Source organism: Ferrimonas balearica, from assembly GCF_019802055.1.
In the GTDB taxonomy this organism is placed as follows: Bacteria; Pseudomonadota; Gammaproteobacteria; order Enterobacterales; family Shewanellaceae; genus Ferrimonas; species Ferrimonas balearica_A.
Genome location: NZ_JAHVHW010000005.1, coordinates 60151 through 76059 on the forward strand (window position 1 = coordinate 60151; position 15909 = coordinate 76059).

Genomic DNA, 15909 nt, shown 5'->3' on the forward strand with positions numbered 1-15909 from the left:
TTAATCCAGCCAGATATAGCCTTTGCCCCGAATGGTCTTAACCCGGGGACGATGGTCGGCCCGTTCGGGCAGTTTCCGGCGCAGGTTGGAGAGGTGCATATCCAGACTGCGGTCAAAGGGCATCAGCTTTTTCCCGAGCACGGTCTCTGAGAGCTTATCCTTGCTCACCACTTCACCGGGGTGCTGGGTCAGCTCATAAAGCAGACTGAACTCGGTGGCAGTCAGAGGCAGCAGGGCGCCATTGGCCCAGGCCTCCTGGCGGCGGGGATAGAGCGTCAGGTCATCGCAGATCAGTTCATCCAGGCCGCTGCTGGGCGTCTCCTGATCCCGGGTTCGGCGCAGAATCGCCCGGATCCTCGCAATCAGTTCGCGATCGTTAAAGGGTTTCGGCAGGTAGTCATCGGCACCAATCTCCAGCCCCACCACGCGGTCGATGTCGTCGCCCCGGGCGGTCAGCATCAGTACCGGAATGTTGCTCTTCTGACGAAGCTGGCGCAGCAGATCAAAGCCATTCAGGCCCGGCAGCATCACATCCAGCAGCACCAGATCATGGTCGCCGCTCATTGCCGCCGTTAAACCCGAGGGACCATCCTGGCGGACCGTCAGGGCAAAGCCTTCCAGCTCCAACAGCTGTCCCAGCAGTTCACACAGTCCCTGATCGTCTTCAACCAGCAGGATTCGATTCATTACCTATGACTCCAATTTGTTACAGGGCAAGCCTAACCCATGGGCCGGAGGGCCCCAAGCAACCTTTACACTGTTTTACCCGACCTAGACCCTGTTTGACATTGACCTTGGTACGCTTTTAACCGTCGACTTAACCAAGAAGGACTACCCCATGAAAACCTCCGTCAAACTGCTTGTAATTGGTGCCCTGGCTTCCACCTCTCTGGTGGCCGTAGCAAAGGGTGGCGATGGTGAGTACCGTTGCGAGATGCGCGGCCATGGTGGCCACCATGGTAAGGCTTACCATCATGAGAAGCGTGGTCATCACGGTGGCGAAGTTCGCAAGATGCTGCGCGGCCTGGATCTGACTGCCGAGCAGAAAGAAAAGGTGAAGGCGCTGATTGAAGCTGCCCATACCGACAAACCTCAGCGTGACATGGCCAAAATGGAAGCGCATATGGCCGCTCGTCAGGCGCTGATGAGCAGCCCCGACTTCGATGAAGCGGCCGCCCGCGAGATGATCGGTGAGCGTCAGGCCAAAATGGCGGACCGTGAGCTGGCTCGCATGAAGCTGCAGCACGATATTATGCAGGTGCTGACGGATGAGCAGAAAGCCAAGCTGGCCGAGCGTCACACTGAGCGCCTGGAGCGATTCCGCGCCCATCACGGCGAGTGAAGTGATACACTGGGCGGCACCAAATTCTTATCGTTTTCATCCTGATGTCGCCCACCTCTCCTGAGCAATATGCTTTCTGGATCCGCCTGGCCACCCGAGCGTCGGTGGCCACGGCAACCATCCTTATCCTCGCCAAACTGATCGCCTGGTTCTATTCCGGCTCCGCCAGTATGCTGGCCTCCCTCACCGATTCCATGATGGATGCCATGGCATCCCTGGTGAACTTCTATGCCCTGAGAGTCGCGCTGCTGCCTGCGGATCAGCATCACCGCTTTGGCCATGGTAAGGCAGAACCCCTCGCCACGCTGGTGCAGTCCGGCTTTATCATGGGCTCGGCGATGCTGCTGCTGTTCCATGGCGGTGAGCGTCTGCTTAACCCCACACCGGTTTCCCACTCCACGCTCGGTGTTAGTGTCACCCTGTTTGCCATGGTGGCGACTCTGGTCCTGCTGGCCATTCAGAAGCGAGCCGTGGCGGTTACCGGCTCCACTGCGGTGGCGGCGGATGCACTGCACTACCGTACCGACCTTCTGCTCAATGCTGCCGTGCTGGTGGCTCTGGTGCTGTCTGCACAGGGCGTTATTTGGGCGGATGGCTTGTTTGCCGTTTTGATTGCCCTCTATATCGGTCATGGTGCCTGGGGACTGGGCTACGAGGCGGTGCAGCTGCTGCTGGATCGGGAAGTGGAGCCGGAAGTTCGTGAACAGGTGGAAGCACTGGCCACCCAGGACCCGGCGGTAAGAGGGGTGCATGATCTCCGCACCCGCCGCTCCGGCCACACCCTGTATGTTCAGATGCATCTGGAGCTGGATGGTGAGTTGCCTCTGAGGGATGCGCATGACCTGGCGGATGCGGTGGAGTGCCGTATCCGGAAAGCGTTCCCTGGTTCGGATGTGATTGTCCACCAGGACCCGGTCTGACAAAAAAGCGCGCCCATCGGCGCGCTTTTTTATTCCTCCATATTGAGCTCTTTCAGCTTACGGGTGAGGGTGTTTCTGCCCCAGCCCAGCAGCCGAGCCGCTTCCTGTTTGTGGCCGCGGGTGTGACTCAGTGCCGTGGTCAGCAAGGTGCGTTCAAACGCGGGCTGAGCATCCTCCAGCAGATTGGTGTCACCATTAGCCAGCGCCTGAGTGGCCCAGTTGGCCAGCAGCGCCGTCCAGTCCCCCTCTTGTCCCGCTTCGCTGCCGATGCCGATCGGACTGCGGCTGGTTTTCAGCTCGGGTGGCAGATCATCCGCCAGGATCTCCTGGCCGGACGCCATGACCGTCATCCAGCGACAGGCGTTCTCCAATTGTCGGACGTTGCCCGGCCAGGGCAGGGCGCAAAGGCGTAACTCCGCTTCTTTGCTCAGGCGCTTGGGCTCAACCCCCAGCTCCGCCGCAGCCGCAGCGAGAAAGTGGCGGGTCAGGGCCGGGATATCTTCCGCCCGCTCCTTCAGCGGGGGCAGCTGGATCCGGATGACGTTTAGACGGTGGAACAGGTCCTCCCGGAACTGTCCTTCTGCAACCCGCTGCTCCAGATCCTGATGGGTTGCCGCAACGATGCGCACATCCACTTTGATGGCGCTGTGTCCGCCCACCCGGTAGAACTGGCCGTCGGACAGCACCCTCAGCAAACGGGTTTGCACATCCAGTGGCATGTCGCCGATCTCATCCAGGAACAGGGTGCCGCCATTGGCTTGTTCGAAGCGGCCCTGGCGCACCGACGCCGCGCCGGTAAAGGCCCCCTTTTCATGGCCAAACAGCTCCGATTCGATCAGGTCCTTCGGGATGGCCGCCATATTGAGCGCCACAAAGGGGGCCGAGGAGCGGGGGCTGTGTTTGTGAAGAGCATGAGCCACCAGCTCTTTTCCGGTACCGGACTGGCCGTTGATCAGCACACTGATGGAGGAGCGGGAGAGTCGGCCAATGGCTCGGAACACCTCCTGCATCGCGGGGGCTTCGCCGATGATGCCGGGCACCGCTTCACTGGTGTCTGCGGTCTGAGGCGTGCGGGCTGCAGCGTGTTCCAATGCACGACGCACCAGCGCGAGGGCTTCATCGATATCAAAGGGCTTGGGAAGGTACTCAAATGCACCCGACTGGTAGGCCCCGACGGCGGAGTCCAGATCGGAGTGGGCGGTCATGATGATCACCGGCAGATCCGGGTAGTGTTTCTTGATCCGTTCCAGCAGCGTCAAGCCATCGGTGCCAGGCATGCGGATGTCGGAGACGATCACCTGGGGCTGACTGACCTCCAGTGCCTGCCAAAGCGATTCGGCACTGGCGAAGCTGGCGCTGGAAAGCTCTTCCCGTTTGAGGGCGCGCTCCAGTACCCAGCGGATGGAGCTGTCATCATCAAGGATCCAGACTTGTTCGCTCATTGTGCCTCCTTGGAAAACGTCATTGGCAGTAACAGGGTGAACTCGGTGTGTCCCGGCCAACTCTCCAGTTCGATTCGCCCCTGATGCTGACTGACGATCTTCTGGGCGATGGAGAGACCCAGGCCACTGCCATCGGCCTTATTGGTCACCATGGGATAAAACAGGGTGTCCTGAATCGCAGGGTCGATACCGGGACCGTTGTCGATCACGCTGACCGCCACCACCTGGCGATGGCGCTGGCCAGCGATGGTCATCTGGCCCTGGCTGCGGGTTCGGAGGGTGATGCAGCCTTGCCCCTCGGTGGCCTGCACCGCATTGCGGACGATATTGAGCAGGGCTTGCTGCAGCTGCTCCGCTTCCATCACAAAGTCCGGAATGGAGGGGTCGTAATCCCGCTCGATGCGGAGCGAGCCGGACGCCTCCATCTCACACAGTCGGGCCACTTGCTCCAGGATGCGATGCACATTGCCCTCGGCCCAGGTGCCGGGATACTGGGGCCCAAGCAGCCGGTCTACCAGACTGCGAAGTCGATCGGACTGCTCAATGATGATGGTGGTGAACTCTTTCAGTTCCGGATCCGTCAGTTCCCGCTCCAGCAACTGGGCGGCACCGCGCAGGCCTCCCAATGGATTCTTGATCTCATGGGCCAGCCCCCGCACCAGCAGCTGAGCGGCGTGTTGCTGAGCGTAGTGTTGCAACTCCTGGCTGATGCGCTGCTGATGGTCGACCATTCGGGCCTCAACCAGAATTTGCCCGCTCTCCAGCGGTGTGAAGATCAGATCGATGGTGTGGTGCTGGCCGTCCAGGGTCACCATGGATACGGCATAAAGGGACTGGCCCTGCTCCTGGGACAGGGTTTGGCGCAGCAACGCGGTATCCGTGGTCAGTTGGCTGTACAACGATGCGGCAGGTTGGCCAATCAGGCGGCGTTGGCCAAGACCAAGCAGCTGCTCAGCGGCCTGGTTGGCATACAGCACGCGAAGTTGGTCATCCAGCACCAGTACGGCGGTGGAGAGCTGATGCAGATAATCGGGATCCGGCTGGCGGTCCATTGTGGTGCGGTCCTCTTTGCCCTGGCATTGTGCACCACCATAGCATTGCACCAAAATGGTGCAAAGCGGTTTCCGTCAGGAACCTCCCTGAGTTCGCGGCTCTGGGCGCGGCTTCGGGGAGAGCAGCTGAGAATGGCGGTGCAGATAAACCGTCCTTTTCCCACTTGATGCAAGGACTTTGCCGTTTTCGTCGATCACGCGGGCCTGAAGCAGATGTTCGCCCCGATCCAGGTTATCCAGTGCGAAGGAGCCGCCACTGCCAACAGTACGGATCACCTTGCCATCCAGCAGCAGTTCAATGCGGTGATCCGCCTTGAGATCCGGCTCCAGGGCAATATTGAGGTTCAACTGACCGTTATTGTCACGCACCGTGGCGCCCTGTGCCGGTTCCGTCAGCCTGATGCGGTACGAGGGTTGTTCCACCACCTGAGGGGGCGGCGTGGTTCCGGAGGGTTTGGCCAGAATAATGGTTGAGGCCTTGCTGGTATCCACCTCGACCACTTCAGCGCCATCACGGGGTTTATCGGAGTAGTGCACCTGACCTTGGCTGTCGGTCCATTTGTAGATCTTGGCCATGCCCTGAGGCGCCAACAGGATGGCTGCTGCCAGCAGGATCAGTCGGGGTCCCATGTCTCGCTCCTTGTCGATGGTTTCTTGAACAGTTTAGTGACATGAACGGAAAAAGCCCATCCTTTCGGATGGGCTTTTGGTGCTCTTAGTTCTTGTTTTTATTAGGGGTACAGAGCGTGCTTCACTTCCAGTGAACCGGCGCGTTGTTAAACGCTGTAATACATTTCGAACTCAACCGGGTGAGTGGTCATGTTCAGACGCTCCACCTCGCTGCGCTTCAGGTTGATGTAGGAGTCGATGAAGTCATCGGAGAACACACCACCAGCGGTCAGGAAGGCGCGGTCAGCGTCCAGACAATCCAGTGCCTGATCCAGGCTGGAAGCCACGGTCGGGATCTCAGCCGCTTCTTCTGCCGGCAGGTCGTACAGATCCTTATCCATGGCATCGCCCGGGTGGATCTTGTTGATGATGCCGTCCAGGCCAGCCATCAGCATGGCGGAAAACGCCAGGTAGGGGTTGGCAGTCGGATCCGGGAAGCGAACTTCGATGCGACGACCTTTCGGGCTCGGTACTACCGGGATGCGGATGGAGGCGGAGCGGTTACGGGCAGAGTAGGCCAGCATAACCGGAGCTTCGAAGCCAGGTACCAGACGCTTGTAGGAGTTGGTGGAGGCGTTGGCGAAGGCGTTGATGGCACGGGCGTGCTTGATGATACCGCCGATGTAGTACAGCGCGGTTTCAGACAGGCCGCCGTACTTGTCGCCGGCAAACAGGTTAACGCCGTCTTTGCTCAGAGACTGGTGGCAGTGCATACCGGAACCGTTGTCGCCGACCAGCGGCTTGGGCATAAAGGTGGCGGATTTGCCATATACGTGAGCCACGTTGTGGATGACGTACTTCAGAACCTGCAGTTCGTCCGCCTTCTCAACGATGCTGTTGAAGCGGGTGGCGATTTCGTTCTGACCGGCAGTGGCCACTTCGTGGTGGTGGGCTTCAACAACCTGACCCATCTCTTCCAGAACCAGACACATGGCAGAACGGATGTCCTGAGCGGAATCGACCGGGGATACCGGGAAGTAGCCGCCTTTTACGCCAGGACGGTGGCCCTTGTTGCCGCCTTCGTAGTCTTTGTCAGAGTTCCAGGAGGCCTCTTCCGCGTCGATCTTGTACATGGAGCCGGACATGTCGGTCTTGTACTTCACGTCGTCGAACAGGAAGAACTCCGGCTCAGGACCGAAGAAACAGTCATCGGCGATGCCGGTGGACTGCATGTAAGCTTTGGCGCGCTTCGCGATGGAGCGGGGGTCGCGATCGTAGCCTTCCATGGTGGCCGGCTCGATGATGTCGCAACGTACGTTCAGAGTCACTTCGTCGGTGAAGGGGCACAGTACGGAAGTGCTGGCATCCGGCATCAGGATCATGTCGGACTCGTTGATCCCTTTCCAACCCTGGATAGAGGAACCATCGAACATCTTGCCCTCTTCAAAGAAGTCGGCGTCGATTTGGCTGACCGGAATGGACACGTGCTGCTCTTTACCTTTGGTGTCGGTGAAGCGCAGATCAACAAACTTAACGTCGTTTTCTTCAATCAGTTTCAATACGTTTTCGATGGACATCCCTAAACCTCCAGTGACTAAAATGGTGCTCTGACCAAGCTGACCAAAGCATTGCGAACACCATGCCAAAAGTGCAAGGTGTTGAAATATAAGAGATTGATTTGGTGTGCGTTGAGCGAGGCTGGTGATTCTGCACCAAAGTGGTGCGCATGCCGCCCTATAATGGGGCATGGTCGATGGTGGGGCGGGGCCGTTTCCGGAAAGGCCATGGAAATCACTCTGTTCTGCACAATCCTTGAGCGTTTTGCCAGTCTAGCACCAAGGTGCTTACTCCCGTTACAAGGATTTCTTAGGTATTTGTCGCAGTTTTAATCGCTATCCTTTAAACTTGCCGCCCAGAATTTACCCCGCGGAGGGGTTCGCCCGGTCTATCTATAGATCGGGTCTTTTCGTTTGTACCCCTTTGCCTGGAGAGATCGATGAGTATCGAAAACTTGCGTAACGTGGCGATCATCGCCCACGTTGACCACGGGAAAACCACCCTGGTTGACAAACTGCTGTCCCAGTCCGGCACCCTGGATGCCCGTGTGGCCCTGGACGAGCGCGTCATGGACTCCAACGACCTGGAGAAAGAGCGCGGCATTACCATTCTGGCGAAGAACACCGCCATTAAGTGGAACGAATACCGCATCAACATCGTGGACACCCCTGGACACGCTGACTTCGGTGGTGAAGTAGAGCGCGTACTGTCCATGGTGGACTCCGTACTGCTGCTGGTGGACGCTCAGGAAGGTCCGATGCCGCAGACTCGCTTCGTAACCCAGAAAGCGTTTGCTCAGGGTCTGAAGCCGATCGTCGTAATCAACAAGATCGACAAGCCTGGTGCGCGTCCTGACTGGGTAATGGATCAGGTGTTCGACCTGTTCGACAACCTCGGTGCCACTGACGAACAGCTGGACTTCAAAGTGGTGTACGCCTCCGCTCTGAACGGCTGGGCCTCCAACGAAGAAGGCGAGTCCGCTGAAGACATGACCGCCCTGTTCCAGACCATCGTTGACGAAGTGTCTGCTCCTGCTGCGGATCCGGAAGGTCCGTTCCAGATGCAGATCTCCCAGCTGGACTACAACAGCTACGTGGGCGTTATCGGTGTAGGTCGTGTGTCCCGTGGCCGCGTTAAAGTGGGCCAGCAGGTGACCGTTCACGGCGCCAACGGCATCACCCGTAACGGTAAAGTGGGCCAGGTTCTGGGCTACATGGGTCTGGAGCGTCACGAAGTGGGCGAAGCTCAGGCTGGCGACATCATCGCCATCTCTGGTCTGGGTGAGCTGAAGATCTCCGACACCGTTTGCTGCCCGTCCGAAGTGGAAGCGCTGCCGGCCCTGTCCGTTGACGAGCCGACCGTAACCATGACCTTCCAGGTGAACACCTCTCCGTTCGCCGGTCTGGAAGGCAAGTACGTGACCTCCCGTAACATCCTGGAGCGTCTGCAGAAAGAGCTGGTGCACAACGTGGCACTGCGCGTTGAAGAAACCGATGATCCGGACAAGTTCAAAGTGTCTGGCCGTGGTGAACTGCACCTGGGCGTACTGATCGAAAACATGCGTCGTGAAGGCTTCGAGCTGGCGGTATCCCGTCCGGAAGTGATCATGCGCACCATCGACGGTGAGCTGCAGGAGCCCTACGAGACCGTAACCGTTGACGTTGAGGAAGCCCACCAGGGTTCCATCATGGAGAAGCTGGGCCTGCGTAAGGCTGAGCTGACCGACATGGCACCGGACGGCAAAGGTCGTATCCGTATGGACTTCATCATGCCGTCCCGCGGCCTGATCGGCTTCCAGACCGAGTTTATGACTCTGACTTCCGGTACTGGTCTGCTGTACCACACGTTCTACGAGTACGGTCCGCACAAAGGCGGCAACATCGGTCAGCGCATCAACGGTGTACTGATTGCTAACGCCACCGGTAAAGCGCTGACCAACGCCCTGTTCAACCTGCAGGAGCGTGGTCGTCTGATGGTGGGTCACGGTACTGAAGTGTACGAAGGCATGGTTATCGGTATTCACAGCCGCGATAACGACCTGACTGTGAACGCCCTGAAAGGCAAGCAACTGACCAACGTCCGTGCCGCCGGTACCGACGAAGCTCAGACTCTGACTCCGCCGATTCAGCTGACCCTGGAGCGTGCTCTGGAGTTCATCGATGACGATGAGCTGGTAGAGGTGACTCCGGAGAGCATCCGTATCCGTAAGAAGATGCTGACCGAATCCGATCGTAAGCGCGCTTCCCGCGAGAGCAAGAAAGCCTAACGGCTGACGGCTTAAAGAAAGGCACCCTTCGGGGTGCCTTTTTTGTTGCGGCTGTATCCCCCACCGATGGTGGTTTTCACTGTAGGGGGGCTGAACCAACGTGCGTAATCTGGGGCTTTGGTAAGGAGATCAACATGTTCTTTTTCGGTTTCATGCTAAGGTCTTCGCTTACCCTGTTGGTTCACTCACAGCATTTGGGGGAGGCAAGTGAAGCGACTTATTGTCGATCTGGATGGCACCCTGACTCAGGCGGACACCCGGGATTACGCCAACGTATCACCTCGAGAAGAGGTGGTTGCCATGTTGCAGCACTACCGGGCCGAAGGGTTTGAAATCGTCATCTCAACCGCCCGCAACATGCGCACGTTTGAGGGCAATGTTGGCAAGATCAACGCGCATACCCTACCGGTGATCATTGCCTGGCTGGACAAGCACCAGGTGCCCTACGATGAGCTCCTGGTGGGCAAGCCCTGGTGCGGCCATGACGGGTTCTATATTGATGATCGGGCGGTGCGCCCAGGGGAGTTTTCCCGCCTCAGCTACCAGGAGATCCTGGCCCTAATCGAGAGCGATAAGGCATGTATCTGATCACCTCCGGCGCCTATGTCATCAGCGAACTGCAGTCGGAGTTCGGTGCCATTCCTCCCGCCTTCCTTCCGGTAGGCAACCGTCGCCTGTTTCATCATCAGCTGGCCCGCATTCCCGCCGATGAGCCAGTGGTCATGACCCTGCCCGAACGCTTCCGTCCCGGCTCATTTGACCTGGAAGCGCTGCGCCGTCGTGGCGTCGAACTGCTCTATCTGCCGGAGTCTCTTTCGTTGGGAAAAGCGGTGGTCTATGCCCTGAATCTGCTGGAGCTGGAGTCCTCCGAGCCGGTGCGGCTACTGCACGGCGATACCCTGTTGGACACTCTGCCGACGGGGCTGGATCAGGTGGGGATCAGCCGGGTAGAGGAGAATTACGACTGGGCGGAGTATGACGGGCAAACCGGTTTGATGAAGCGCTACGACGTGACCAAACCGCCCGGCAGCGATCTGATCGTGAATGGCTTCTTCAGCTTCTCCAAACCCCGGACTCTGGTGCGGGAGATCACGGCAGCCGGTGGGGACTTTATTGAGGGGCTGAATGGCTATCATCGCGCAGTTGGGCTGACGCCCATCGAGAATGTGGATTGGTACGATTTTGGCCACAGCCACACCTACTACCAGTCCAAATCCCGGATGACCACTCAAAGGGCCTTTAACGAGATGGTGATCCAGGGGCAGGTGGTGACGAAAGCCAGCCATAAAGCGCACAAGCTCGCTGCTGAGGCCAACTGGTACCAGAGCCTGCCTGGGGCCATGAAGCTCTATACTCCGGCACTGCTGGCCTCTGAGGCTCAGCAGGAGGGGTTTCAATACCGTATCGAATATCTCTATCTGACGGCGCTGAATGAGCTTTACGTCTTCAGCCGCCTTCCCGCCTTTGCCTGGAACAAGATTTTGCGGGCCTGCTGTCGCTTTCTGGACTGTGCCCGCAGCCATCAGGTCGAGAATCGACTCACTCTGCACACTCTGTTTACCCGGAAAACCGAACAGCGATTGGCGGCGTTTGACGCTCCCTGCAGCCTGGATGAGCCGATGTGGATCAACGGCCAGGCCCGCCCCAGTATCCGGGCGTTGGCGCAACTGAGCGCTGCGGCACTGCCGGAGGACGATGGCCGTCAGAATCTGCTGCATGGCGATTTCTGTTTCAGCAATATCCTCTACGACTTCCGCACCGGCAATATCAAGGTGATCGATCCCCGGGGTCTCGATGGCGAGGGGCAGGTGTCGATCCATGGCAACAGTCTCTACGACATCGCCAAGTTGTCCCACTCCATCATCGGGCTCTACGACCTGATTGTCGCGGGCTACTTCCAGGCCAGCTTGGAGGGGCAGTCATTAACCTTTGCCGTGGCCCGGGACCCCGAACGGGAAAAGGTGATCGAGGCGTTCTGTGAGCTGATGGCCAGCCGCTATGGCCTCAATCGCCGTCAACTGTCCGCCATGCAGATCCAACTGTTTCTCTCCATGTTGCCGCTGCACAGTGACCGGCCCGACCGGCAACTGGGCTTTATCGGCAACGCGTACCGTCTGTATGACCAACTTAACGGAGCACCGGCATGATAGTGATCCCGATGGCCGGGCTCAGTTCCCGCTTCTTCAAGGCTGGCTACAGCTTGCCCAAGTACATGCTGAAAGCCCACGGTCGGCCGCTGTTTGATCATGCGGTGCTGAGTTTTCAGCGCTACTTCGACACCCTGCCTTTCCGCTTTATTGTGCGGGTCGATTACAACACGCCCGCCTTCGTAGAGGCGCGTTGCCAGGCGCTGGGGATCCGCCACTTCGATCTGGTGGTGCTGAACCGGGAGACCCGGGGTCAGGCGGAAACCGTGGTGCTGGGGCTGGAAGGGGTGGCTGAGGAAACCCCCATCACCGTGTTCAATATCGACACCTTCCGCCCGGGCTTTGTGCTGCCGGAACCGGAGGCCATTGAGGATGGGTATCTGGAGGTGTTCAGGGGTGGGGGCAGCAACTGGTCCTACGCCAGACCCGCTGCGCCAGATAGCACCCGGGTGGTTGAGACCGCCGAGAAGCAGCCCATCTCCGATCTCTGCAGTACCGGTCTGTACCACTTTCGCAGAGCCGGGGATTTTCTCCGGGCCTTTAATGAAGAGGCGGCGTTGCCGCCGGAGCAGTGGCAGAAAAGCGAACTCTATATTGCGCCGCTGTACAACCGGTTAATCGCTGATGGAAAAGCGATCCACTACCACCTGATTAAACCGGATGAGGTGATCTTCTGCGGTGTCCCCGAGGAGTATCGGGTATTCCTGGAGGGGCAGGATCCCTATCCCTGACGCGGGGGGGAGTGTGGCAGGAAAAAGCGGGACCGTTTGGTCCCGCTTTGCCTTCAGTCCTCAGGGATTGAGGGTCTGGATAAATTTGTCGGACTCCGCGATGGCCCGGTTCATCTCGGCGATGACCCTCTCCACCTCCTGCTCCAGTACCCCAAACTCCCGGCCCACGGCACCAATGGCGCGGGCATTGAGGTTGTGCTTCAGATAGAGTTCATTGTCCTTGAGGCGCTTCAGTACCGGCTCCATCTTGTCCTCGGCCTGGCGCATGGCGCGCAGCATGGCGTCATAGCGGCGGCGGGTATCCCGCAACTGGGTTTCGCTGTCCCGGCGCAGGTTGGCGGACTGGTACTGACCCAGCTCCTCCTCCCACTCGTCAAACATCGCTTCGGCCACATCGGCCACCGCATCGATACGACTGCTGACATCGGCGGCCGCATCGGCAGAGGCGTCGTACTCCCCCTTCACCTTGTCGTAGGCCGCCTCCAGATCCCCGCCTTCAAAGTCGATCAGGGTCTTCATCTGCTCCAGCGCCGAGCTGAACTGTTCCTGCGCCTCCTGCTGACTCTCCTGCGCGTCCTCTACCCGATCCACCAGGATCTCGCGTTTGTGGTAACCCACCTTTTCCGCTGCGGCGTAATAGGCACTTTGGCAACCGGTAAGGGCCAGAACCAGCAACAAAGGTATCAGTCTCACGTAAGGCTCCTTAACCGCGGAATCGAGCGGCGTCGACGATGCACCAGATGTGCAGCGGGATGGCGATGATAAAGGGGACGTAAAGCAGCGCACCCAGTGCGTAGAAGCCGGTGACAAAGATAAAGAACAGAAACGCCGCCAGGATACGGCCCTGAACCAGCTGGCCCAGCCCGGCGATAAAGAAACTGCAGATGGCGGCCAGGACATTACCGGCCGAACCTTGTTGGGACATACTCCCTCCTCAAAGCGCCTCGCCAGAGCGAATAACGCGAAGTACAACAATAAGTAAATGTTGGTCCAATGTTGTATGCTGCCGCCATACCTCTTGAAATGGAAGTGTGGATGAACCGTTTACAGGTTTGGTTGAGCCGCCTCTCAGAAGTGAGCTGGCGAGACCTGCTGAGTTTCTTTCCCTATCTCTGGCGCCGGGTGGGTGAAAACGGCCTGCAGATCACCGCTGGGCACCTGGCTTACGTCTCGTTGTTGTCACTGGTTCCGATGCTGGCGGTGGTGCTGTCGGTGTTTTCGGCGTTTCCCGGTTTTGCTGGAGTCAGGGCGGACCTGGAGTCCTTCGTCTACAACAACTTTGTGCCTACCGCCGGGGAAACGGTTCAGCTCTATCTTAGTCAGTTTGTCGACAACGCCTCCAAAATGACCGCTGTCGGCGTACTTTTTCTGGCGGTTGTGGCGTTGATGCTGATCAGCAATATCGATAAAGCGCTCAACCGGATCTGGCGTGTCAAAACCCGGCGCCGGGCGATCTACTCCTTCTCTATGTACTGGATGATCCTGACCATGGGGCCGATGCTGATGGGGGCCAGTATCGCCGTCACCTCTTATCTCGTGTCGATGAAACTGTTCTCTGACACCGGGTTGAGTGGGGCTTACGCTTTCTTTATTGCCAGATTACCCTTCCTGCTGTCGGTCAGTGCCTTCACCCTGCTTTACATGCTGGTACCGAACACCCGGGTGCGCCTGCACCATGCTGTGCTCGGCGCTTTTGTGGCGGCGATGCTGTTTGAGGCGGGCAAACGGGGTTTTGCCTGGTACGTCACCCAATTCCCCTCTTATGAGGCAATTTACGGGGCATTGGCTACCATTCCCATTCTGTTCCTGTGGGTGTATCTCTCCTGGATCATTGTCCTGCTGGGAGCCGAGATCACTGCGGCATTACCGGAACACTTCCATCTGAATGACAAGGAGTCACCATGAAACCAACAATGGCAGCGTTACTGCTCTCTACCGCTTTGCTGGGAGGCTGTGCCTCCATGGGGCAGTCCGGCAATGTGCTGGACCTGGCGGGAAAAACCAATGAGCAGGCCACCGAAGCACTGGTGACCGCCCTCACCAAACAGCAGTACAAGGTGCAGCGGGTAAGTGGTCAGAGCCTGATGGTGGAGTACGACAACAGCCACTTTATGATGCAGCCTAAGCTGACCGAGGATGGCCTCGATCGCATCGTTATCGCCAAGTATTACGTACTGCACCCGGACCTGGCACAGACGCCGGAGCTGCTGCTGTTGATCGGCCAGTTGAATCAACGGATGGACTTCGCCAAATTTGTGGTGATCGAAGAGGGTCGTGGTGTCGAGGTACGCGGTGCCGCCACCTTTGTGGACACCATCACCATTGAAGAGCTGACTCGCTTTATGGATTGGACCGATGCAGGTTTGAGAATGCTGCGTGAGGCCTTCCCGCAAGCCACGCCGGTGGCCAAAGAGGTGCGTTTCGGCGCCTGATGCATCTTGCAGTTTGAAACCGGGCCAGCGATGATGGCCCGGTTTTTTTATGGGAAATGAAGGAGTGCTTTCGCAATGATCGCCCTAATCCAACGTGTCAGTGAAGCCCGGGTTGATGTGGCTGGGGAAACCGTCGGTGCCATTGACGGCGGTCTGTTGGTGCTGCTGGGTGTCGAGCGGGAGGACGATGAGGCGCGCCTGCGCAAGCTGGCGGATAAGGTAATGAAGTACCGTATCTTTGCCGACGACGAGGGCAAAATGAACCTGAATGTCCGGCAGGCTGGTGGCAGTCTGCTGGTGGTCAGCCAGTTTACCCTGGCGGCGGATACGGAAAAGGGGCTGCGGCCCAGCTTCTCAAGTGCCGCTCATCCCAGCGAGGCGGAGCGGCTGTACGAGGCGTTTGTCGCCTACTGTCGGGAACAGGGCATGCCCGTTGAAACCGGTGCCTTTGGCGCGGATATGAAGGTGTCCCTCACCAACGACGGCCCGGTCACCTTCTCTCTGACGGCCTGAATCAGGCTGCTGCGCCGCGGCCAATGGCGGCCAGCAGAGCGTGGGGGTCGAACTTGGTCAGCCCCTCATTGGCGCCTGCGGCCTGAGTGATGCGTTCACAGATCTTCGGATTCAGGGAGCTGTGCAGGATCACGTAAGCGGGACGCAGATGATTATCCGCATTCACCGACAGTGCCAGCTGATAACCATCCAACTCCGGCATCTCAATGTCGGACACCAGGATCTGCACCGGCGCTCCGGCATCCGCTTCCCGCTTCAGAATCTCCAGCGCGGCTTTGCCGTTTGGGGCGCTCAGATAATCGATCTGATGAGATTCCAGGGCGCGAGCCATCTGTTTGCGGGCGAAACGGGAGTCGTCGCAGATCAGAATCTTCTGCGCCCGGATGCGACTCAGGCTGGCCTCATCCAGTTCGGGCGTCTCCACCTCGCTGTTTTGTAACTCACCGACGATGCGCTCCAGGTCCAGCAATTGAACCAGACGGTCCTGCGCATCCCGGAATACCGCACTGCTGAAAATGCGTTGGCCCAAACCCCGGGGCAGGGTGGTGATGGCCTGGCTGTCCATGCTTTGAATCGCTTCGATGGTGCCCACCAATAAGCCATAGCGGGCACCCTGGATCTCGCACACCACCACACTTTGTGGTGGCTCGCCCTTCAGGCCCATGGCTCGGTTCAGATCCACCACCGCCAGGGTCTCTCCCCGCAGGGTGAGAGTGCCCGCGACCGCCGGGTGGCTGCCAGGAATTCGATTGAACTGGCTGAGTGTGACGATCTCCTGCACCTTGAGGGTGGAGAAGGCAAATCGCTGGTTGTGGGCCAGCGAAAACACCAGCAGTTCCTGGCGAGAAACAGAGCCTTGATTCATAAACGAAACGTCCTTGGAACTCATTACGGTTAC

17 protein-coding genes are annotated in these 15909 nt (G+C 58.6%); 9 read left to right on the forward strand and 8 right to left on the reverse strand.

Translation table 11 applies throughout. The annotated features are described in order from the left end of the window. Complete coding sequence (locus tag KUV52_RS04870; RefSeq protein WP_222524817.1) at nt 1-687, reverse strand: response regulator; 687 nt, start codon at nt 685-687, stop codon at nt 1-3. 151 nt (nt 688-838) lie between these two features. Here KUV52_RS04870 and KUV52_RS04875 point away from each other — a divergent pair, with 151 nt between their 5' ends. Both KUV52_RS04875 and KUV52_RS04880 read left to right on the forward strand, forming a co-directional pair. After that, nucleotides 839-1342, forward strand: a complete 504-nt coding sequence (locus KUV52_RS04875) for a Spy/CpxP family protein refolding chaperone (protein ID WP_222524818.1) — start codon at nt 839-841, stop codon at nt 1340-1342. Between the two features lie 44 nt (nt 1343-1386). After that, a complete protein-coding gene (locus KUV52_RS04880; protein ID WP_222524819.1) occupies nt 1387-2262 on the forward strand; it encodes a cation diffusion facilitator family transporter in 876 nt (291 codons plus the stop codon). Between the two features lie 29 nt (nt 2263-2291). On the opposite strand, the gene glnG is transcribed toward KUV52_RS04880, so the two are convergent. From glnG to glnA, 4 genes are all read right to left on the reverse strand, one after another. Further along, nucleotides 2292-3704 (reverse strand): nitrogen regulation protein NR(I), encoded by a 1413-nt coding sequence (gene glnG / locus KUV52_RS04885; RefSeq protein WP_222524820.1) that lies wholly within the window; start codon nt 3702-3704, stop codon nt 2292-2294. Continuing rightward, on the reverse strand, nt 3701-4756 hold the full coding sequence (glnL, locus tag KUV52_RS04890; RefSeq protein WP_222524821.1) for a nitrogen regulation protein NR(II): 1056 nt from the start codon (nt 4754-4756) through the stop codon (nt 3701-3703). Before glnL ends, glnG begins: the two co-directional genes overlap by 4 nt. 75 nt (nt 4757-4831) lie before the next feature. Continuing rightward, nucleotides 4832-5386, reverse strand: a complete 555-nt coding sequence (locus tag KUV52_RS04895; RefSeq protein ID WP_222524822.1) for a DUF4124 domain-containing protein — start codon at nt 5384-5386, stop codon at nt 4832-4834. 146 nt (nt 5387-5532) lie between these two features. Then, nucleotides 5533-6942 carry a glutamate--ammonia ligase gene (glnA, locus tag KUV52_RS04900; protein ID WP_222524823.1) on the reverse strand — a complete coding sequence of 470 codons (1410 nt, stop codon included), beginning with the start codon at nt 6940-6942 and terminating at the stop codon, nt 5533-5535. A 419-nt stretch (nt 6943-7361) separates the two neighbouring features. Here glnA and typA point away from each other — a divergent pair, with 419 nt between their 5' ends. The 4 genes from typA (at nt 7362) to KUV52_RS04920 (ending at nt 12066) form a co-directional block, all read left to right on the forward strand. Further along, on the forward strand, nt 7362-9188 hold the full coding sequence (gene typA / locus KUV52_RS04905; RefSeq protein WP_222524824.1) for a translational GTPase TypA: 1827 nt from the start codon (nt 7362-7364) through the stop codon (nt 9186-9188). A gap of 207 nt (nt 9189-9395) precedes the next feature. Further along, nucleotides 9396-9776, forward strand: a complete 381-nt coding sequence (locus tag KUV52_RS04910; RefSeq protein ID WP_222524825.1) for an HAD-IIIC family phosphatase — start codon at nt 9396-9398, stop codon at nt 9774-9776. Then, on the forward strand, nt 9767-11335 hold the full coding sequence (locus tag KUV52_RS04915; protein WP_222524826.1) for a phosphotransferase: 1569 nt from the start codon (nt 9767-9769) through the stop codon (nt 11333-11335). The genes KUV52_RS04910 and KUV52_RS04915 overlap by 10 nt, the downstream gene beginning before the upstream one ends. After that, entirely contained in the window at nt 11332-12066 is a 735-nt protein-coding gene (locus tag KUV52_RS04920; RefSeq protein WP_222524827.1) for a glycosyltransferase family 2 protein, read from the forward strand. Before KUV52_RS04915 ends, KUV52_RS04920 begins: the two co-directional genes overlap by 4 nt. Nucleotides 12067-12126: 60 nt before the next feature. Here the strand turns inward: KUV52_RS04920 and KUV52_RS04925 are convergent, their stop codons facing one another. Next, nucleotides 12127-12759, reverse strand: a complete 633-nt coding sequence (locus KUV52_RS04925) for a DUF2959 family protein (RefSeq protein ID WP_222524828.1) — start codon at nt 12757-12759, stop codon at nt 12127-12129. Nucleotides 12760-12769: 10 nt separating this feature from the next. Then, the gene (locus KUV52_RS04930; RefSeq protein ID WP_222209040.1) at nt 12770-12991 is read right to left on the reverse strand and encodes a hypothetical protein; all 222 of its coding nucleotides are present in this window, start codon (nt 12989-12991) and stop codon (nt 12770-12772) included. A gap of 110 nt (nt 12992-13101) precedes the next feature. Between KUV52_RS04930 and KUV52_RS04935 the strand changes: the two genes are divergently transcribed. From KUV52_RS04935 to dtd, 3 genes are all read left to right on the forward strand, one after another. Then, a complete protein-coding gene (locus tag KUV52_RS04935; RefSeq protein ID WP_222524829.1) occupies nt 13102-13971 on the forward strand; it encodes a virulence factor BrkB family protein in 870 nt (289 codons plus the stop codon). Continuing rightward, nucleotides 13968-14498 (forward strand): YbjN domain-containing protein, encoded by a 531-nt coding sequence (locus KUV52_RS04940; protein ID WP_222524830.1) that lies wholly within the window; start codon nt 13968-13970, stop codon nt 14496-14498. The genes KUV52_RS04935 and KUV52_RS04940 overlap by 4 nt, the downstream gene beginning before the upstream one ends. A 75-nt stretch (nt 14499-14573) precedes the next feature. After that, nucleotides 14574-15011: a D-aminoacyl-tRNA deacylase gene (gene dtd / locus KUV52_RS04945; protein ID WP_222524831.1), complete on the forward strand. Its 438-nt coding sequence runs from the start codon at nt 14574-14576 to the stop codon at nt 15009-15011. A 1-nt stretch (nt 15012) separates the two neighbouring features. Here the strand turns inward: dtd and KUV52_RS04950 are convergent, their stop codons facing one another. After that, on the reverse strand, nt 15013-15876 hold the full coding sequence (locus KUV52_RS04950) for a chemotaxis protein (RefSeq protein ID WP_222524832.1): 864 nt from the start codon (nt 15874-15876) through the stop codon (nt 15013-15015). Between the last annotated feature and the right edge of the window lie 33 nt (nt 15877-15909).